The organism is Pseudomonas sp. B21-017 (assembly GCF_024749245.1).
Taxonomy (GTDB): Bacteria; Pseudomonadota; Gammaproteobacteria; order Pseudomonadales; family Pseudomonadaceae; genus Aquipseudomonas.
Map to the genome: position 1 here is coordinate 1,235,661 of NZ_CP087194.1, position 19,897 is coordinate 1,255,557.

Below are 19,897 nucleotides of genomic sequence, written 5' to 3' on the forward strand. Positions count from 1 at the left end.
GTTTCCTTGGGTTCGGACTCGGTCATGTTGGACCGTGGTATACAGGCTTTTGTGGCGAGGGAGCTTGCTCCCGCTCGGCTGCGCAGCAGTCGCAAAACCTGCTGACGGGATTTGTCTGACTGAACGCATTGCCTGTTTTGGGTTCGCTTCGCGATCCAGCGGAGCAAGCTCCCTCGTCACAGAGATTTCCTGTGTTAGCACAGAGCGTCAGGCATTCTGCGCCTGGAGAATAAACGAAAACAGCCTGGATTGAGATTTGATCCCTTGTTCGGCTGGTCAGACAGCCGCTTTCGATTGGCGCACCGGCAGCTCGACCCGAAACGTGGTACCCACGCCGACTTTGCTGCGTACCGAAATGTCGCCCCGGTGTTTTTTCACGATGCCATAGGACAGGGACAACCCGAGCCCTGTCCCCTGGCCCACCGGTTTGGTGGTGTAGAACGGGTCGAATATTTTCTGCAGGCATTCCGGTTCGATGCCTGATCCGGTGTCCGCGACTTCGATCGACACCGTTTCACCTTCAAGCCCGGTACGCAGGGTGATGGTGCCCCGTTCCGGCCCCATGGCCTGAGACGCGTTGACGATCAGGTTCATGATCACCTGATTGATCTGCGACGGCAGGCATTCGATGTCAGGCAGCGTTTGATACTCCTTCACCACATCGGCCTTGTACTTGAGTTCATTGGCGACGATGTTCAGCGTCGACTCGATGCCCTGTTGCAGGTTGGTCCACTGCCATTCCTGATTGGAGTCGACGCGGGAGAAGTCCTTCAAGTCTTTGACGATCTGCCCGACCCGATTGATGCCGTCCTTGGACTCCTTGATCAGCAGCGGAATGTCTTCGCGCAGAAACTCCAGCTCGACCTTTTCCCGGAGCTGGCCGAGACGTTCGAGGACCTCGCTTGAGGTAATGGCCGCCTCCGCCTCCCGATAGGCATCGAGCATGGTCTGCAGTTGCTTGAAATAGCCATCGAGGGTGCCGAGGTTGGAGGAAATGAAGCCGATGGGATTATTGATTTCATGGGCGACACCCGCCGCCAGTTGCCCCAGCGAGGCGAGTTTTTCCGACTGCACCAGTTGGCTTTCCAGCTGTTTGCGCTCGTCGATTTCCCGCTGCAATGCTTCGCTGGCCTGCTTGAACTGGGTCGTGCGCTGATCCACCAGATGCTCCAGATGACTCATCTGGATAGACGCCCGTTCGGTCATGTCCCATTTGGTGAGCAGGGTGTTGGCCATCTGCTGGACTTCGATATTGTCGAACGGTTTTTTCAGAATCAGCAGGCGGTCGTGGGCGTGCAGGCGCTCCAGCAGTTCATCCCACGAATAGTCGGAATAGGCGGTACACACCACCACTTGCAGGCTCGGGTCTTCCTGCCACAGGTGTTCGATGGTCTGTGCACCGTCCCAGCCCTCGGGCATGCGCATGTCGACGAAGGCCAGGGCGTAGGGGCGGTTTTCCTGTAAGGCCTGGACGAGTTTGCCCAGGCCCTCCTGACCGCCGTAGGCCGAATCCAGTTCGAACAGCGGTTGGGTGGATTTCACTTCGCTGCCGAACAGCGCGGCCTCCATTTCGTCCAGTTCCGCATGTTTGGCCGATGTCGGGGTGAGGATCTTGCGAAAGTCATCATGGATGGACGGGGTGTCGTCGATCAGCAGAATGCGGCGGTTCGATAGGTCGCTCATGCTTCCTCCATGACGGGGTTCAACGGGATCTGCAAGGTGAACAGGGCGCCCTTGCCCGGTCCGTCGCTGTGGGCGGTGAGATGGCCGTTCATTTCGATCGCGGCCAGCGCACAGCTGTGCAGGCCGAAGCCGTGGCCTTCCTTGCGGGTGGTGAAACCGTGGGCAAAGATCCGCGTCATGTTTTCCGGCGCAATGCCTTCGCCGTCATCCTTGACGCTGATTTGCAGGATCGTGTCCTCGACGACTTTTACCCCAAGGGTGATCTGTCGGGCTCGGTTGCTGAGGTCGGACATGGCGTATTTGGCGTTGCTGATCAGGTTGATCAGGATCAGCAACAAGCGGTGCTTGTCGCCCATCACTTGCGGTACGTCGCCGTACTCCTTGACCACCGTGACGTGATGCCGGGTCAAGGCGCCTGCGTTCATGCGCAGGGCGTCCTCGAGCAATTCGCTGATGTACAGCGGTTCCACCAGGTTGTTGGCCCCCGCGTAGGACTGCTGGGTGGCGACGATGTCTTTGATGTGATCGACGCTTTTGCTCAACTGCGCGAGTTCCTCGGTCATGCCTTGCTGTTCGAGGGCAATCGCCTCCACCAGTTGATTCAAATAGCCTGGCAGTAGTTTTCCTTTTTCGTTTTGGGTCAGAAAAGTGCCGAGGTCGCTTTGATGCTCGTTGATCAGCTGCATCGCCTTGCCCAGCCCCTGGGCCTTGCTGCTACGCAGCCGGCGGCTGACCAGATCGGCCGAGATGTTCACGCTGTTGAGCACGTTGCCGACGTTGTGCAGCACGTTGGTGGCGATTTCGGCCATGCCGGCCTGACGCGCGGTGTCGAGCAATTCGCTCTGGGTATCCTTGAGTTCGCGGGTGCGCTCTTCGACCCGTTGTTCGAGGACTTCGTTGGCGGTTTGCAGTTCCTTGTTGACCCGCTGAGTCTCCCCGAAGCTGCGCATCAGGCGGATTGCCAGGTACACCAGCACCAGCACCAGCAGCGTCGAAAACACCAGCATGTAGAAGTGGTAGCGCTGGTCGATGGCATCGGTTTGCTGCTGGTCTTCGTTCAGCAGGCTGGTAATGTCGTCCAGTCGTTCGGCCACGGGAATGGCCTCGATGTTTTCCAGTAACCGATTGACCACCGGTTGCTCACGCAGGATCAGGGTGACGTGGTTACTCAAAATATCGATCGGGCTGTGAAACTGCTCCGGCAATCGTTGCTTGTTAACCCCCAGTTTGTTCATCCCCAGCAGAATATCCGCCGCTTTATCGTCGGAGGTGACCTGGGCGAATTCCAGGCTGCTGAGCAGCAAGTCGTAAGTGTCGGTGGCGATGTTCTGCAGTTGCAGCTTGTCTTCATCAGGCAGTTGGGCAAGCGGTTGCTGGATGTCGTCTTCGGCCGTGGGCAGGAACGCCAGTGAGTTGCGCAGCACCGCGTTGTGGGATTTGAATTGCTCCACCAGCCGGGTTTTTTCCTGGATGGCGGCAAGGTATGCCTCATGACTGGCACGCCAGGTCGGCGTGTCGTTGCGGCTGTGATTGGACTCCATGCTCTCGAACCGCTGCCACAGGCGCGTCATCTCGCTCAGCGGTGTCACCAGTGGATCGTAGTTGTGACTGATGGCGATCCTGGCCTTGAGAATCTCGGTTTCCCATTGCGCGTTCAACTGTTTGATCCGACCGATCAAGTCCCGGGATTCGGCGTAGGTCGACGTCTCGTTCGAGCTGGACTTGAGGTACAGGAACAACAGCGTCGAGGCCAGCAGCACGGCCACGGCTGCGAGCAGTGCCAGGTTGCGACGGGGGAACGTTTTCATAAAGGTTTGCCTCCCCATTCACCGGTCAGGGTCTTGAGGAATTTGATGATCAGGTCCTTGTCCTTGTCGGAGGGCACACGACCGAGCTGGAACTTGAACATCACGTCTACCGCTTCTTCGAGGGTTTTAGCCGAGCCGTCGTGAAAGTACGGCGCGGTCACGGCGACATTGCGCAGGCTCGGCACCTTGAACACGTTGCGGTCCTCTTCGGCCTTGGTGACCAGATAGCGGCCCAGATCGGCTTCGGTGGGGTTGCCACGAGCCTGAAAGTAATCACCCATGACCCCGAATTTCTGGAACATGTTGCCGCCGATGTTCACCCCCTGATGGCAGGCAATGCAGCCGTAGTCTTTGAAACGTTGGTAACCGTATTTCTCGTCAGTCGTGAGGATCTCGGTATTGCCCGACAGGTATTGGTCGAAGCGCGAGTTGGCACTGATCAGCGTGCGCTCGTAGGTGGCCAGGGCACTTTGCACATTGTTCATGGTGACGCCGTCCGGGTAGGCCTTGGTGAAAGCGTTTTTGTAATCCGGGTCGGCGGAGAGCATCTGGACCACTTGTTCCCAATGACTGCCCATTTCACTGGGGCTCTGCACCACTTCGTGGGCTTGGGTTTCCAGAGAATCGGCGCGGCCATTCCAGAATTGCCGGAAGTTCAAGCTCGCGTTGAACACGCTCGGGGTATTGATCGTCAAGGGATCGCCCTTGAAGCCAGTGGACAACGCCTTGTCGTCGGCACCGCCGATTTCCAGACGATGGCAACTGGCGCAGGACAGGCTGTTGTTGACCGACAGCCGTGGTTCGTTGAACAACCGGCGACCGAGTTCGACTTGCAAGGGATTCTGCTCGGGCACTGCGGGCAAGGGTTTGAGCGGTTCGTCCAGCGGTGCGCCACTGGCTATCAGACAACAACCGAGTAGAGGCGCAAGGAGCAAGTAGCAGAAGGAACGTGACATCTTGTGATTCCTTGGCTCAGGGCCTGTGTGTCGTTGCACATCGTTCAGGAGAGGGGCTTTACGGAGGTCAGGTATTGCACGAAGGCGTCCGGCTCCACGGCTTTGCTGAAGTAGTAACCCTGGCCTTCCTCGCAATGGAGCGCCTTGAGAAAATTCAGTTGTTCGAGGGTTTCCACCCCTTCGGCAATGACCGTCAGATTGAGGCTTTTGCCCAGACTGATGATGGCGCCGACCAGAGCCGCGTCGTTGCTGTCACGGCCCAGGCCACGAATGAACGATTGATCGATTTTCAGTACATCGATGGGAAACCGTTGCAAGTAACTCAGGCTGGAATAGCCGGTGCCGAAGTCATCGATGGCCAGCCGTACCCCCAATGCCTTGAGCCGACTCAGCGCGACCATCGTGGCATCGACGTTCTGCATCAATACGCCTTCGGTAATTTCCAGCTCCAGCAAGGCCGGGTCCATGCCTGTGTTCTGGAGTATCTGTTCGATGCCGTCGACAAAATCCCGCTGGCGGAAATCGATGGCCGACACGTTCACCGACATGCACAGATTCGGCAGGCCTTTTGCCTGCCAGGTACGGGCTTGCCGACAGGCCTGGGCCAGCACCCATTTGCTTAACGGCACGATCAAGCCGCTGTCTTCGGCCACTGCAATGAAGTCTGTCGGGTAGATCCAGCCGTGCCCCGGTTTTTGCCAGCGGATCAACGCCTCGGCGCCGACCACCTTGCCGCTGCCCAGGTCGAGTTTCGGTTGGTAGTGCAGGACAAACTCGTTCCGCTCCAGTGCCAGGCGAATCCCCGACTCGATGGTCTGCTGTTCCCGCGCGCGCTGGTTCATCTCATCGATGAAAAAGCTGAAATCGTTGGGGCCGCTTTCCTTGACGTTGCGCATCGCGGTTTCGGCTTTCTTGATCAGTGCGATGGCATCGAAACCGTCATCGGGATAGATGCTGATGCCCAGGCTGGCCGTCACGCTCAAGTCGTGCCCGGCGACGTGCTGGGGCGCACGTATGGCGTTCAACAGTTTTTCGGCGATGCCCTTGGTCTGTTGGGGGTGGTGGATGTCGGCCAGGATCACCACAAATTCGTCGGAGCCGTAGCGAAACACCGAGTCGGAGGCGCGCACGCAGGCCACCAGGCTTTGCCCGACACGCTTGAGCATCTCGTCACCGGTCGGGTGGCCCAACGCATTGTTGATCCGCTTGAAGCGGTCGAGCCCCAGAAACATTACCGCCAGTTGTTTGTCATGGCGTCTGGACAAGGCCAGGGACTGGTTCAGCCGGTCACCCAGCAAGGTGCTGTTGGGCAGCTCGGTCAACACGTCGTACTGCAACAGATGAGACACCTTGAGCAGTTCATGGACCCGGGCTTCGATGGTTTGCTCAAGGCTCAGTACTTTCATCGCCGCGTCCTGCGCCATCTGCCACTTCCAGGTCAGGGCGCTGGCCATCTGGCGGATTTCCAGGCTGTCGAAAGGTTTTTTCAACACCAGCAATTGATCGCCGAACTCCAGCCGTTCGGCCATGGCTTCCCAGGTGTAATCGGAGAACGCCGTGCACAGCGCGATTTGCAGGTTAGGGTCGACCTTCCAGAGCCGCTCGATGGTTTCCAGACCATCCCAGCCAGGCGGCATGCGCATGTCGGTGAACGCCATGGCGTAAGGGCGACCTTCTGCCTGGGCCCGCTTGACCAGTTTGAGTGCTTCCTGGCCCTGATAGGCGGAGTCGAGCTGGAAGACCAGCCGAGTCGTTTGCGGGGTGTCGAACAGCGCGGCTTCAGTGCCGGCGAGGGTGAGTTCATCGTCGGTATCGGCGCCCAGGATCTTGCGGAAGTCCTCATGGATAGAGGGCGTGTCATCGATGATCAGAATGCGCCGGTTGGCCTGGATGAACGGAGTTTTCATTCCTTGTCCTCCGTGGCACGTTGCGAATCACCCGGCATTGCTCCGGGATTGTGATTCGCGCACACGATGCTCCCGGCTTTCAACAGTTCGGCGGCCTGCTGGCTGCTGACCGCTTTGCTGAAGTAGTAGCCCTGGGCATTCATCGGTGAACCGGTGGCCATCAGCGAAGTACGTTGCTCCTGGGTTTCGACACCTTCGGCGATGATGCCGATCCCGACGTCGCGGGCGAAATTGATAATGGCCCGCAAGGTGGTGGCGCTGGCCGCGTCGTGGGCGGCGGTGTCGATGAACGCCTGAGCGAGTTTCAGGTGATTGACCTGGTAAGTCTTGAGGTAGTCGAACGAAGAGTATTCGGTGCCGAAGTCATCGATGGCGATCTTCACCCCCAGCTCACGCAGGCGTGGCAGGATATCGTTGTGCGTCCACTTGGTCTGGGCCAGGGTCGCTTCGGTGACGTCGAAACGCAGGTCCCACGGGCACAGATCCCAGCGGGCAGTGGTGCGCAACACGTCATAGATCAGCTCGGGACCACTCTTGAGCTGGGCCAGGGACAGTTTTATCGCCACCACCGGTGGTGCCATGCCTTCATCGCGCCACTGGTGCATTTGCCGACAGGCGCGCTCCAGCACCCAGTGACCGAGGGCGATGATGATGCCGGTCTTTTCCGCCGCGGGCAGGAATGCGGGGGCTTCCAGTAAACCGCGTATGGGGTGATTCCAGCTGACCTGCGCTTCCATGCCGAGGATCTTGCCACTGCTCAGGTCTACTTCCGGCCAGTAACGCAGTTCGAGCTCGTCGCGTTCGATGGCGGTTTTCAAGTCGTTGGCGATGGTCATGCGCTCGACCACTTCCTGATTGATTTCCTCGGAGTGGAAGTGGTACTGGTTGCGGCCCTTTTCCTTGGAGCGATACAGCGCCATGTCGGCCTGGGTCAACAGGCTGTCGGCGCTGAGGCTGACCTGGGTGTAGCTGCTGATGCCGATACTGACCGAGACCCGCACGTCGTTGCCGGCCAGGGAGTAGGGCAGCACCAGCGCATCGCGGACCTTGGCGGCCAGGGCTGCTGACTGGGTCGGATCGCCGACGTCCAGTTGCAGAATCGCGAACTCGTCGCCCCCCAGACGGGCGACCACGTCGTTTTCCCGCACGCAGGTTTTGATCCGTCGGGCGACCTCCTGCAGCAACAGGTCACCCACCGGGTGGCCCAGGGTGTCGTTGATGCGCTTGAAGTGATCCAGGTCCAGGTAAAACATGGCGAACGGGGTGGCCCCGCGCCGGGCGGCGGCGAACGCCTGATGCAGGCGCTCGATCAGCGTCGCGCGGTTGGCCAGCCCGGTCAGCCCGTCGGTGCGGGCCAGCAGGGCGATCTTTTCCTCGGCCAGTTTGCGTTCGGTGATGTCGATGATGATGCCTTCGACTTCCAGCAAGCGGCCTTCATCGTCGCGCACCGGGATGTAGCGGTTTTCGACCCAGCGCCAGTCACCGTCGCCGGTGCGCATCCGGAATTCGATGGAAGCACCGGCTGCATGGCGGTCCAGCACCCGCGCCATGGCGGTGTCGACTTTCTCTTGATCGTCGGGATGGATCAGCTCCTGAGCCCAGTTGGAAGAAGCCACCAGGGCCGCCGCGATGTGGCCGTATTTGGTGATGTTGTGGGAGATATACATCAACGGAAACGACGGTTCGCCCCGCAGCCGATACAGAATGGTCGGGCTGTTCTGCACAATGATGTTGGCGTCGGACAGCTCCCGGGTGCGCTCCTCGACCGCTTGCTCCAGCAGGGACATCTTCAGTGCCGCGTCTTCGGTCATTTGCCACTTGGCGGTCAATGCGCTGGCCATCTGGCGGATTTCGATGGCATCGAACGGTTTTTTCAGGATCAGCAGGCGATCGCCCAGATCCAGGCGCTCGTCGATGTCTTCCCAGGAATAGTCGGAATACGCGGTGCAGAGCGCCACTTGCAGCTTGGGATCGACCTGCCACAGGCGTTCGATGGTTTCCAGGCCGTCCCAGCCCGGCGGCATGCGCATGTCGATGAAGGCCATCGCGTAGGGTGAGTCATTCGCCAGCGCGGTCTCGACCTTGTCCAGCGCCTCACGGCCCTGAAATGCGGATTCGATGATAAAACCTTGCGACGATACCGACACGGGGGTGCCGAACAGGGCGTTTTCAGCGCTGGCCAGACTGTCGTCTTCGATCGATGACGGGCTGAGAATCTTGGCGAAATCCTCGTGGATCGACGCGGTGTCGTCGACGATGAGAATCCGACGATTAGTCCGCGCAAGCAGCGTATTCACTGACATGCGCCTGTACCGACAGCAGTTTGGTGCGATGAGCTCATAGAGGGTATCCCTTCCCTGAGTGCAGGACGGAGCGGGCATCGTTTGGATCCGAGTGACCTGAGCATAGTCGTCCGGTCGGATATTCGCCCGGTTGACTGAAACGAATCATTTGCGGAGTCGGTCGGAAAATCATCTAGCCTGTAGCTCAGGCTCGGGAAAGTCAGAGGAAGTTTTTTCGCGCCTGACATAAAGAGGCTGGTTTCACTTGAGGTATCGCCATGGAAGAGCAGCTCCCCACGACTGTGACCGATAAACCCACGTTACTGCTGGTCGACGATGAGGAGTCGATTCTCAACAGCCTGCGCCGCCTGCTGCGCAGCCAGCCCTACGAGGTGCTGCTGGCCACCAGCGGTGCCCAGGCCCTGGAAATCATGGAGCAGCGGTCGGTCGATCTGGTGATGAGTGACGCGCGAATGCCTAATATGGACGGCGCCACGCTGCTGGCCCACGTCCATCAGCGCTACCCCGACACCACCCGGATCATGTTGACCGGTTATGCCGACCCCTCGGCCATTATCAAAGCCATCAATGAAGGGCAGATCCATCGTTACATCAGCAAGCCCTGGCACGATGAGGAAATGCTGCTGACTCTGCGGCAATCGCTGGCCTATCAGTATTCCGAGCGTGAGCGGTTGCGTCTGGTGCAGGAGACCTGGGACCAGAACGAAAAACTGAAGCTGCTCAACACCACCCTGGAAAAACACGTCGCGGCCCGCACCAGCGAGCTGCAACAGACTGCTGACATGCTGGACCTGGCTTACGAAGAGCTCAAACGCAGCTATGTCACCGGCACGGAAGTGTTTTCGTTGCTGGCCAACCTGCGCCTGCCACCTGCCAAGCAGACCAACCGGCAGATCATCGAACTGGTGCGGGTGTACTGCAAACTCCATTACTTGGACGAAGCCACCAGTCGAGACCTGACCATGGCGGCGGCGCTCTACAACATCGGTAAATTGAGCTGGACCGACAGCATGATGAGCACGCCTTCGGATCTGCTGCATCACAATGACCGCGAGCGCTATCGGGGTTATCCGAAGCAGAGTGAGTCGCTGCTGATGACGCTCGACCCGATGAAAGATGCCGCGCGGCTGATCCTGCATCACCAGGAGCGTTGGGACGGCAGCGGTTTTCCCGATCGGCTCAAGGGCGAGGCCATTCCGCTCGGTTCACGGTTGCTGAAACTGGCGGTGGATTTCATCGAGTTGCAGCGCGGGCTGATCCTCGAACGGCAGATGAACAGCGATGAAGCCCTGGTGTATATCCGCCAGTACGCCGGTCGGCTCTATGACCCGGAACTGGTGGAGGATTTCATTAAGGTCTGTGCTGCTTACCTGAGCGATGTGACGCTGGCCGATCCGACGGTCAAGGTGCTGACCACCCGGGACTTGGCGGCGGGCATGATCCTGGCGCGCAACCTGAATGCCGACAACGGCATGCTGCTGCTCAATGCCGGCAAGGTGTTGAACGGGCCGCTGGTGGAGAAACTGATCGCGTTCGAGGCGATGGAAGGTGCCAAGTACAGCATTTTTGTGAAAGTGCCGGAGGAAGTGGCGATTCTCGAGACGAGTTGAGCTTTCAGCACTGATCAACAGTGGGAGCGGGCTCTTGTGGCGAGGGAGCTTGCTCCCGTTGGGCTGCGAAGCAGCCCCAAAAACTCTGATGTACCAGAGATCTTGTGAGTGCTACGCACTCAAACGGGGCGGTGTGGCGTTCCGACAAGCCCCCTCGCCACAGTGCTTTTCGACGTGACGAAAAGCCGGCGCTCATGTGATCCTTGCGCCTTTACCTAAGGCCAATCCTGATCCATGACGCTTTCATCCGCCGCTTCGCCCCGCATCATCCACATTGCCGCTGCCCTGTTGATCGGCCCCGACGGTCGCACCTTGCTGGTGCGCAAGCGCGGCACCCAGGCGTTCATGCAGCCGGGGGGCAAGATCGAGGCTCATGAGCAACCGGTCCACGCCCTCGCCCGTGAGCTGGAGGAGGAATTGGGACTGGTCATCGATCCGGCGCACGCCACCTACCTGGGGCCATTCTCGGCACCGGCCGCCAACGAGCCGGGTTTTGTCGTACAGGCCGAACTGTTTCAGTTGACCATCGATTCTGACGTTTGCCCGGCGGCGGAAATCGAAGAGGTGCGCTGGATCGACCCGGCCACCGACGGCGATCTCACGCTGGCGCCATTGACACGAGACCTGATCTTGCCGTTTTATCGAGCTTCACTGATCGAAACCGCCTGATCACCCAGACCCTCTGACTTCAAGGACAGGATGCCCATGATTCCACTTCAAGACTTGCTGATTTTTGCCGCCGCGGCGTTGCTGATGGTACTCACGCCGGGGCCGAACATGATCTACCTGATCTCCCGTTCCATCTGCCAGGGACGCAAGGCCGGGGTGACGTCATTGCTGGGTGTGGTCGCGGGATTTCTAGTGCACCTGTTCGCTGCTGCAGCGGGTTTGACCGCGGTGTTCATGGCCGTGCCGGTGGCCTACGAGGTGCTGAAGTGGGCCGGTGCGTTGTACCTGATGTGGCTGGCCTGGCAGGCGGTCAAGCCCGGTGCGCGTTCGCCGTTCGAGGCGCAGCAGTTGCCGGCGGACTCGTCACGCAAATTGATCACGATGGGTTTTCTCACCAGCGCTCTGAACCCGAAGATCGCGGTGTTTTATCTGTCGGTGTTTCCGCAGTTCATTTCCCCTGAGCACGGTTCGGTGTTCAACCAGAGCATCATCCTCGGCCTGACCCAGATCAGCGTGAGCTTCAGCGTCAACCTGCTGATCGCGCTGTTCGCCGCAGGCATCGCCTCCTGGTTCGTCAACAACCCGAACTGGCTGGCGATGCAGCGCTATTTCATGGGCTTCGTCCTGTCCGGGCTGGCGGTGCGGTTGATGTTTGAGCAGCGGCGAGTGGCCTGAACATGTGGATTCAGCGGCTTGATGCCAGTCATGCCCTGGATTATCGGGCGCTGATGCTCGAAGCCTACGACTCGCATCCCCAGGCGTTCACTTCCAGCGTGCGCGAGCGCGCCACGATGCCGCTGGGGTGGTGGGAGTCGCGCCTGACCAGCAAGCTGGACCGGGTGCTCGGGGCGTTCGAGGAAGGGGAACTGGCAGGCATCGTCGGCCTGGCCTTCGAGTCTCGGGAAAAGGCCCGGCACAAGGCGACGCTGTTTGGCATGTACGTGACCGGCAAGGTGCGCCAGCGCGGGCTCGGTTATCAACTGTTACAGGCCGCGTTGGCTGAAGCGCAGAGTCATCAAGGCCTGAGGCTGATCCAGCTGACCGTCACCGCCGGCAACGAAGCCGCCTTCAGGCTGTATCAGCGCTGCGGCTTCGTGCAGTTTGGCCTGGAACCGTTGGCGGTGCGGGTCGGCGAAGACTACTTCGACAAGATCCACATGTGGCGCGAGATCACCCCTGAGCCTTGATCGTTCTATCGGACGGCACTAACCCCATCCAGCGTCGAAAACGACGTGTCCTTGGCCGTCAGCAAAAAGTCGCGCATGTACGGCGCATCCAGCATGTCGGCGCGGATCCCGGCATACAACGTCGCAAACAAGCCTTTCTCCCCCAGTCGCTTGGCCTTCACATAACCCCGTGAACTGTACTCATGCAGCGCCCAATGGGGCATGCCGCAGACACCGCGACCGCTAGCCACCAGTTGCATCATCATCACCGTCAGTTCCGAGGTGCGCACCTGCGCCGGTTCGATGTCGGCCGGCTCCAGGAAGCGGGTGAAGATGTCCAGCCGATCGCGTTCCACCGGGTAGGTGATCAAGGTTTCCGTGAGCAGGTCTTCGGGCACGATGTACGGTTTGCTCGCCAAGCGGTGTTGGTTCGCCACCGCGAGCATGGCTTCGTAGGTGAACAACGGCACGTAAGTGATGCCCACCAGTTCCAGCGGATCGGAGGTCACCACCAGGTCCAGGTCGCCTCGGGCCAGCGCCGGCAGCGGGGCGAAGGAGAAGCCCGAGGCCAGGTCCAGCTCGACTTCCGGCCAGGCATCGCGGAACTGGTCGATGGTCGGCATCAGCCACTGGAAGCAACTGTGGCACTCGATCGCCATGTGCAGACGCCCCGCCGTGCCACCGGCCAGCCGTGCAATGTCGCGCTCGGCACTGCGCAGCAACGGCAGGGTGGCGTCGGCCAGTTGCAGCAGGCGCAAGCCGGCACTGGTGAAGCGCACCGGTTTGGTCTTGCGCACGAACAGCGGCATGCCCATGCGTTCTTCCAGCTCCTTGAACTGGTGGGACAGCGCCGATTGGGTCAGGTGCAGGCGGTCGGCTGCATCCACCAGGCTGTCGGCTTCGCGCAGGGCGTGCAGGGTTTTCAGGTGACGGATTTCAAGCACCGAGGGCTCCATGAGGAAAACTTGTGATCAACACGAAAAGGTTGAGTTTGTCTCATGTTGGCTGAGCTGTCGACAATAGCAGCATGTTTTACAGCACCCTTTATAGAGAGAAATTCACCATGGCCCTGGCCCACACACTTGGTTTTCCGCGCATCGGTGCCGACCGCGAACTGAAAAAAGCCCTCGAAGCCTACTGGAAGGGCGATCTCGATCAGGACGCCCTGAACAGCGTCGGCCGCCAACTGCGCGCCACCCACTGGCAATTGCAGAAAGACGCCGGCATCGACCTGCTGCCCGTCGGCGACTTCGCCTGGTACGACCAGGTACTGACCCATTCCCTGACCTTCGGTGTGATCCCCGAGCGTTTCGACAGCGTCAAGGATGAACGCGGCCTGCCGACCCTCGACACTCTGTTCGCCATGGCGCGTGGCGCCACGGCAGCCTGCTGCGGCAGCGAACACGGCACCGCGCAATACGCCCAGGAACTGACCAAGTGGTTCGACACCAACTACCACTACCTGGTCCCGGAATTCAGCGCCGACCAACCATTCAAACTGAGCTGGGAACAGCTGTTCGATGAAGTCGAAGAAGCCAAGGCCCTCGGCCACAACGTCAAACCGGTGATCATCGGCCCGCTGACTTACCTGTGGCTGGGCAAAGCCAAAGGCAACGACTTCGACAAGCTCGACCTGCTGGAGCGCCTGCTGCCGATCTACGGTGAAATCCTCGGCCGCCTCGCCGCCCAAGGCGTGGAGTGGGTGCAGATCGATGAGCCGATCCTGACCCTCGACTTGCCACAGGCCTGGAAAAACGCCTTCGAGCGCGCTTACCACATCCTCCAATACTCGCCACTGAAAAAACTCGTGGCCACCTACTTCAGTGGCCTGGAAGACAACCTCGGGCTGGCCGTCGGCCTGCCTGTACAAGGTTTGCACATTGACGCGGTGCGTTCGCCGGATCAGCTCGGCCAGGTTTTGGATCGACTGCCGACTTACAAGATTCTTTCGGTGGGGCTGGTCAACGGCCGCAACGTCTGGCGCTGCGAACTGGAGCAAGCCCTGGCACAACTGCAATTTGCCCAGGAGCGCTTCGGCGATAACTTGTGGGTCAGCAGTTCCTGCTCGCTGCTGCACAGCCCGGTGGACCTTGCGCGTGAAGACAAACTCGACCCCGAACTGAAAAGCTGGCTGGCGTTTGCCGTGCAGAAGTGCGGTGAGATCGCCGTGCTGCGCGATGCCCTGAACGATCCGCAAGCGCCCAAGGTGCAAGCCGCCCTGGCTGAAAGCCGCGCCATCCAGGCCAGCCGCGCCCAATCGCCGCGTATCCACAAGGCGGATGTCCAGGCCCGCATCAACGCCATCGGCGCGGCAGACAGCCAACGCCATTCGCCGTTTGCCAAACGGATCGAGCAACAGCGCGCGCGCTTGCAGCTGCCGGCATTCCCGACGACCACCATCGGCTCGTTCCCGCAAACCGGTTCGATCCGCCTGGCTCGTCAGGCCTTCAAGCAAGGCAAACTCTCGGCCAACGATTACACCGATGCCATGCACAGCGAAATCCGCCACGCCGTGAAAATCCAGGAACGCCTGGGGCTGGACGTGCTGGTGCACGGTGAAGCCGAGCGCAACGACATGGTCGAGTACTTCGCCGAGCAACTGGACGGCTACCTGTTCACCCGTTTCGGCTGGGTCCAGAGCTACGGTTCGCGCTGCGTCAAACCGGCGATCATCTACGGCGACCTGAGTCGCCCGAACGCCATGACCGTCGACTGGATCACCTACGCGCAAAGCCTGACCGACAAGATCATGAAAGGCATGCTCACCGGTCCCGTGACCATGCTGATGTGGTCGTTCCCGCGCGAAGACGTTTCGCGCAAAATCCAGGCGCAGCAGTTGGCGTTGGCCCTGCGTGATGAAGTGGTCGACCTGGAAGCTGCGGGCATCAAGATCGTCCAGATCGACGAAGCCGCGTTCCGCGAAGGCCTGCCGCTACGCCGGGCGCAATGGCAGGAATACCTCGACTGGGCGGTGGAAGCGTTCCGCCTGAGTGCATCGGGTGTGGGTGACGAAACCCAGATCCACACCCACATGTGCTACAGCGAATTCAATGACGTGATCGAATCCATCGCGGCGATGGACGCCGACGTAATCACCATCGAAACCTCACGCTCGGATATGGAATTGCTGGAAGCCTTCGAAGCCTTCGACTACCCGAACGACATCGGCCCGGGCGTCTACGACATCCACTCGCCCCGGGTGCCGGACACCGCCGAGATGGTCAAGTTGATGAGCAAAGCGGTGAAGCGCATTCCTGCCGAGCGGTTGTGGGTAAACCCCGATTGCGGGTTGAAGACCCGGGCCTGGCCGGAGACTGAGGCGGCGCTGGTGAACATGGTGGCGGCGGCGCGGCAGTTGCGCAGTCAGTTGGCCTAAATCCTGCGGCGCCTGTTCTGGCGCCTTCGCGAGCAAGCCCGCTCCCACAGGGGTAGAGGTCGATCACAGATTGTGTGTACTACATCAATCCTGTGGGAGCGGGCTTACTCGCGAAGAACGATAACGCGGTCTTGAAAATGACCGTTCAGCACTCTTCATCAAACTGTCACGTAACTGTGGCAGCGCGCTTGTACAAACTTCATCAGACTCGCGCTCTACTGGAGTTCTGCGTTTCGGTGTTTTTCATGCGTGCACGATTTTTATCCACAGCGGTCTTTCTGATCGCTGTGTTGTTCAATTTCCCGTCTTTGGCGGCGTCTCGTTGCGATGTCAATGTTCCGACCGAACGGGTCGATCTGGATCAGGTGAGTCTGGCGTACCAGAGCATTGGCCGTGCGTCCGACCCTGCGTTGTTGCTGGTAATGGGCCTGGGCGGGCAGTTGATTCACTGGCCGGATGAGGTAGTGGTCGCGTTGTGTCAGCAGGGTTTCCGGGTGATTCGCTATGACAATCGCGATGTTGGCCTGTCCAATTGGCGCCAGGCACCGGCCGAGGCCAACCTGACGTTCGAAGTGCTGCGCTACAAACTCGGTTTACCGGTGGCCGCGCCTTATACGCTGACCGACATGGCCGACGATGCACTGGGGTTGATGGACGCCTTGCACGTCGAGCAATTTCACGTGCTGGGCGCCAGCATGGGCGGGATGATCGCCCAGCATATGGCGGCGATGGCGCCGCGGCGGGTCGAGAGCCTGACGTTGCTGATGACCAGCTCGGGTGCCGAAGGCTTGCCGGCGCCGAGTGCGGCGCTGGTGCAGTTGCTCGCGCGACGCGGTGCGCCGAATCGTGAAGTGGCGCTGGAGCAACAGGCTGATTTGCTGGCGGCGCTGGGCAGTCCTTCGGTCACTGATGATCGGCAGGCGTTGCTGCATCAAGCGGCGCTGTCTTATGACCGGGCGTTTAACCCGGAAGGCGTTAAGCGCCAGATCATGGCGATCCTTGCCGAGCGCAGTCGTGTAGATCTGCTCAACCAACTGCGCGTGCCGACGCTGGTGGTTCACGGCACCGCTGATCCGTTGTTGCCGGTGATGCATGGCGTGCATCTGGCGGCACACATTCGTGGCAGTCAGTTGAAGTTGATTCCGGGGCTGGCCCATCGTTTTCAGGAAGCGTTCAAGGCACCGTTGCTGGCGGCGGTGTTGCCGTATTTGCAGGCCCATCGCGAAGATACTTCGCACTGGGCGCAGATTGATCCCGTGGCCGAACGCAATCTTCTGTAACACCCAAATCCAATTGTGGGAGCGGGCTCTTGTGGCGAGGGAGCTTGCTCCCGCTGGGCTGCGAAGCAGCCCCAATCCTGCACAGGCTGCTCAGTCTCAGGTAATCCGCATTGACCTGTTTACGACTGCTGCGCAGCCGAGCGGGAGCAAGCTCCCTCGCCACAAAAGCGCCTCAACTACAGAGGAAGCTGTTTTACGTTGGGACGAAGTTATCGAGCATCCGGTTTACCGCCAGTTCACCCAACATGACGGAGTTCTGGATGCCGAGCACGGTGTTGCGCTGCGGGCCGTTCAGCTGCCCCGCGAAATCACTCAACATCACGCTCGCCGCCGCCAGGGATTCGCAGGCGTTGACCAGCAGGGTTTCGTTATCGGCGTTGGGGGCGACGAGGTAAAGGGTGCTGGGTTTGCGTGGGGTGTCTTTGGGAATGACCGGTTTGAGGTAGTAATCGAGGGCGCGCTCGGCGGCTTCGTTGAGCTTTTTGGAGTCTGGGGTTTCGTAGGGGGAAACGTCGTCGGTTTCCGGTGGATTTGGCGTGATCTTGAACATTGAACTGGAGCTCCTGTTAGTAGAGCTGCAACTCATCTCGCTACTAAACTGAATGGGTGGCAGCTGTGCGCAAGTTAGTAGACCGGCCTCCAGTCAAAACCGGCGCGCCCGAGGGCGCCATGCGCACAGCCACCATCAAGTGCAGGCAACTACCTGACGGGATGACACTTATGCGACCGGAAAAAGCCGGGCTACTAAACCCGATCACTGGGAATCAGTGACACGAACCAAGTTACCGACGGGCCCCCAGGCGCACAAGCCAGCGGATTCTGACGTGGTTGTAGGCGACGACGCAAGGCGCTGTAGCTTTCAGGAAGTAACGCTAAACACAACTAAACACCCCCCCCAAAACACCCGAAATCCCCTGTGGGAGCGGGCTTGCTCGCGAATACGGAACTTCAGTCAATGCAAATATCGACTGACACGACGCCTTCGCGAGCAAGCCCGCTCCCACAAGGGATCTGCTGCGCGCTGTGGCCCCTCGGGCGGTTGCAAAATATATCAATGTGCCACTACGGTTTTTGCCGATGCTGCCGACATAAGCAGCATCGTTAATAATCATAGGGACTTGATCCATGAATCTTCACGTTCTACGCACCTGGGCAGCACTGATGTTGCTCGCCTGCCTGACCCTCACTGGCTGTGCCCACGTGCAACCTCCAGTACCGCTGGACCAGCAGTTCTGGGATGCCAAAGAACCGACTATTGGCGTGGCGATCACTGTGGTGCCGGAGCCGGTGCTGGCGTTGACCGGCAATCAGGGGATTCTCGATTACGCCATCAACAAGGGCGTTAACAGCAAGCTCAGTGACAACATCGCAAAATGGCAAGTGGGCGACCTTCACACCTTGCCGGATGTCCTTGTCGCCAAGCTGCAGGCCAAGGGTTACAAAGCCAAGCGGATCAACGAGCCGGTCGATCTGAATGCGTATAAGGAAACCAGTTTCCGCGAAGGCTACATGACCCGTGACATGACGCCGGTCAAGGCCGCCTACGGCGTCGATCGTCTGCTGCTGGTGAATGTCTACGCCACCGGTGCCACCCGCAGCTACTACAGCGTTGTGCCGACCAGCGTACCGATGGCGCAGGTGGGCGGACAGGGCATGGTGATCGATCTGGCAGACAACAAACTGCTGTGGTTCAAACCCTTTGTCGCTACGCAAGCCGCCCAGGGCGAATGGGACGAGCCGACCTATACCAACTTGTCCAACGCGTTCTATCAGGCTATGGACAATAGCCGTCAGCAAATGATCACCCCGTTCGCGCAATGACGCGCCTGCCCATAGTGGCGGGTGCGCTGGCCCTGCTGATGCTGACGGGGTGTGCGCAAAAACCGGCTCCTGAGGCCGGTTTCAAGGACCAGAGTGCCTTGCCTTACATCCAGGCCCACGGGCTTAAGGTCGACGTGCAGTTGCCGCCATCCTTTGTGGGTGCCAGCACCGTGATTGACTCGCAGGCCGCTTTGAAGGCTGCGTCGTCGAGTCATAATCTGGTGGCCAGTTCAGGCAACGGTGCCGGGCTTGCCGGTTTGCTGGTGGCCAGCCTGATCAACACCCAGATGGGCAGCGGCAGCTTGCAGCGCGATGCGGAAAAAACCGCGCTCAACGAGGCGCGACCGATGGCCGACTTGCTTGCAGGCGTTCCATTGCAGGAGCGCCTGCAACAGCGCTATCAACAGGCTTCGCAAGCGGCCGGGTTCAAGCAAGGAGAAGGGCAGGTCACCGCACGCCTGGTGATTGAGCCCAAACTGATGCTTACCCCCGATCGCGGCAGTTTCGTGCTGATCAATCAGGTGCAGGTCCAGGATATTGCCGGTTCGGCGCTGTATCGCATGCGGATCGAAGTCGTCAGCCAGCCGATTCGGCGCTGTGGCAAGCAGTGCATCGACGACGGCGACCTCGATTTGGCTAAGGTCACGGCGGTGCTCGACGAGTGTATCGATGAATCGATGCGGGTTCTGGCCACTGACCTGATGCAGCCGACACCGCCAGCGACCGCCCAGGAAACCTTGCGTTATAACCTTGATGGCCAGCGAGTGGTCGAGCGTGGTTATCAACTGGCCAACAACGGAAACTATTGGCGTTATCGCAACCTCTACGGGGCGGTGAAATCGGTGCCGGTGCCGTTTGAGGATGCGTTGACACCAACGCAGTTGCAGAAGGTTTACGGGCAGTAACCACTTACACCTGCAGGAGCCGCCTTCGCAGCTCCTGCAGGTGTATGCAAATGCAGCAGGTCGCGATTTTTTTGAATTTAGCCGTGCAGGCGCACCCACACGCTGACCAGCACCGTCGCCGCCATCAACCACGCCACTGCCGCCACCGCTAGCGAAGCCTCCAGCCGCATCCGGTCGACCATCACATACAAGGTCGCCAGATAGACGAAGTACGGAATGATCGACCACATGCCAAACACGATGGTGGTCTTCAGATCATCCAGTGAACGCCCTTTGCCGACGATGTAATGAGCGATCAGCGCAAAGGTCGGAAACAGCGGCACCAGGCCTGCGATGTAATAGTTTCTGGTCTTGGCCAGCATGGCGAGGATCACCACCACCGCCGCGCCCAGGGTTGCTTTGAAAATCAGGTC

General features: G+C 59.7%; 16 protein-coding genes. 8 read left to right on the forward strand and 8 right to left on the reverse strand.

The window, feature by feature from the left end; translation table 11 throughout:
* Positions 1-276 precede the first annotated feature (276 nt).
* The 5 genes from LOY28_RS05355 to LOY28_RS05375 are packed head-to-tail and all read right to left on the reverse strand — an operon-like array spanning position 277 to position 8,657.
* Positions 277-1,683, reverse strand: a complete 1,407-nt coding sequence (locus LOY28_RS05355) for an ATP-binding protein (RefSeq protein ID WP_258613182.1) — start codon at positions 1,681-1,683, stop codon at positions 277-279.
* Positions 1,680-3,491: a DAHL domain-containing protein gene (locus tag LOY28_RS05360; protein ID WP_258613183.1), complete on the reverse strand. Its 1,812-nt coding sequence runs from the start codon at positions 3,489-3,491 to the stop codon at positions 1,680-1,682. Before LOY28_RS05360 ends, LOY28_RS05355 begins: the two co-directional genes overlap by 4 nt.
* Entirely contained in the window at positions 3,488-4,447 is a 960-nt protein-coding gene (locus LOY28_RS05365; protein ID WP_018926634.1) for a cytochrome-c peroxidase, read from the reverse strand. Before LOY28_RS05365 ends, LOY28_RS05360 begins: the two co-directional genes overlap by 4 nt.
* A 44-nt stretch (positions 4,448-4,491) precedes the next feature.
* The gene (locus tag LOY28_RS05370) at positions 4,492-6,354 is read right to left on the reverse strand and encodes a bifunctional diguanylate cyclase/phosphodiesterase (protein WP_064616301.1); all 1,863 of its coding nucleotides are present in this window, start codon (positions 6,352-6,354) and stop codon (positions 4,492-4,494) included.
* Positions 6,351-8,657 (reverse strand): EAL domain-containing protein, encoded by a 2,307-nt coding sequence (locus LOY28_RS05375; RefSeq protein ID WP_138866884.1) that lies wholly within the window; start codon positions 8,655-8,657, stop codon positions 6,351-6,353. The genes LOY28_RS05370 and LOY28_RS05375 overlap by 4 nt, the downstream gene beginning before the upstream one ends.
* Positions 8,658-8,914: 257 nt before the next feature.
* Between LOY28_RS05375 and LOY28_RS05380 the strand changes: the two genes are divergently transcribed.
* The 4 genes from LOY28_RS05380 (at position 8,915) to LOY28_RS05395 (ending at position 12,123) form a co-directional block, all read left to right on the forward strand.
* On the forward strand, positions 8,915-10,267 hold the full coding sequence (locus LOY28_RS05380) for an HD domain-containing phosphohydrolase (RefSeq protein ID WP_019581571.1): 1,353 nt from the start codon (positions 8,915-8,917) through the stop codon (positions 10,265-10,267).
* A 234-nt stretch (positions 10,268-10,501) separates the two neighbouring features.
* Entirely contained in the window at positions 10,502-10,936 is a 435-nt protein-coding gene (locus LOY28_RS05385) for an NUDIX domain-containing protein (protein WP_018926630.1), read from the forward strand.
* Between the two features lie 36 nt (positions 10,937-10,972).
* A complete protein-coding gene (locus LOY28_RS05390; RefSeq protein WP_064616303.1) occupies positions 10,973-11,611 on the forward strand; it encodes a LysE family translocator in 639 nt (212 codons plus the stop codon).
* Positions 11,612-11,613: 2 nt separating this feature from the next.
* Positions 11,614-12,123 (forward strand): GNAT family N-acetyltransferase, encoded by a 510-nt coding sequence (locus tag LOY28_RS05395; RefSeq protein WP_018926628.1) that lies wholly within the window; start codon positions 11,614-11,616, stop codon positions 12,121-12,123.
* A gap of 5 nt (positions 12,124-12,128) precedes the next feature.
* Here the strand turns inward: LOY28_RS05395 and metR are convergent, their stop codons facing one another.
* Entirely contained in the window at positions 12,129-13,046 is a 918-nt protein-coding gene (gene metR / locus LOY28_RS05400) for a transcriptional regulator MetR (RefSeq protein ID WP_018926627.1), read from the reverse strand.
* 119 nt (positions 13,047-13,165) lie between these two features.
* On the opposite strand from metR, the gene metE reads away from it, so the two are divergent.
* Both metE and LOY28_RS05410 read left to right on the forward strand, forming a co-directional pair.
* Entirely contained in the window at positions 13,166-15,478 is a 2,313-nt protein-coding gene (gene metE, locus LOY28_RS05405) for a 5-methyltetrahydropteroyltriglutamate--homocysteine S-methyltransferase (RefSeq protein WP_192351690.1), read from the forward strand.
* Positions 15,479-15,723: 245 nt separating this feature from the next.
* Positions 15,724-16,758 carry an alpha/beta fold hydrolase gene (locus LOY28_RS05410; protein WP_258613184.1) on the forward strand — a complete coding sequence of 345 codons (1,035 nt, stop codon included), beginning with the start codon at positions 15,724-15,726 and terminating at the stop codon, positions 16,756-16,758.
* A 193-nt stretch (positions 16,759-16,951) separates the two neighbouring features.
* Here the strand turns inward: LOY28_RS05410 and LOY28_RS05415 are convergent, their stop codons facing one another.
* Positions 16,952-17,308 carry a DUF6124 family protein gene (locus LOY28_RS05415; protein ID WP_064616307.1) on the reverse strand — a complete coding sequence of 119 codons (357 nt, stop codon included), beginning with the start codon at positions 17,306-17,308 and terminating at the stop codon, positions 16,952-16,954.
* Between the two features lie 575 nt (positions 17,309-17,883).
* On the opposite strand from LOY28_RS05415, the gene LOY28_RS05420 reads away from it, so the two are divergent.
* Positions 17,884-18,579 (forward strand): hypothetical protein, encoded by a 696-nt coding sequence (locus tag LOY28_RS05420; RefSeq protein ID WP_258613185.1) that lies wholly within the window; start codon positions 17,884-17,886, stop codon positions 18,577-18,579.
* Positions 18,576-19,484: a hypothetical protein gene (locus LOY28_RS05425; protein WP_111454730.1), complete on the forward strand. Its 909-nt coding sequence runs from the start codon at positions 18,576-18,578 to the stop codon at positions 19,482-19,484. The genes LOY28_RS05420 and LOY28_RS05425 overlap by 4 nt, the downstream gene beginning before the upstream one ends.
* A 77-nt stretch (positions 19,485-19,561) precedes the next feature.
* Here the strand turns inward: LOY28_RS05425 and LOY28_RS05430 are convergent, their stop codons facing one another.
* Positions 19,562-19,891, reverse strand: coding sequence for a GlpM family protein (locus tag LOY28_RS05430; RefSeq protein ID WP_172901245.1), 330 nt, complete (start codon positions 19,889-19,891; stop codon positions 19,562-19,564).
* Positions 19,892-19,897: the final 6 nt, after the last annotated feature.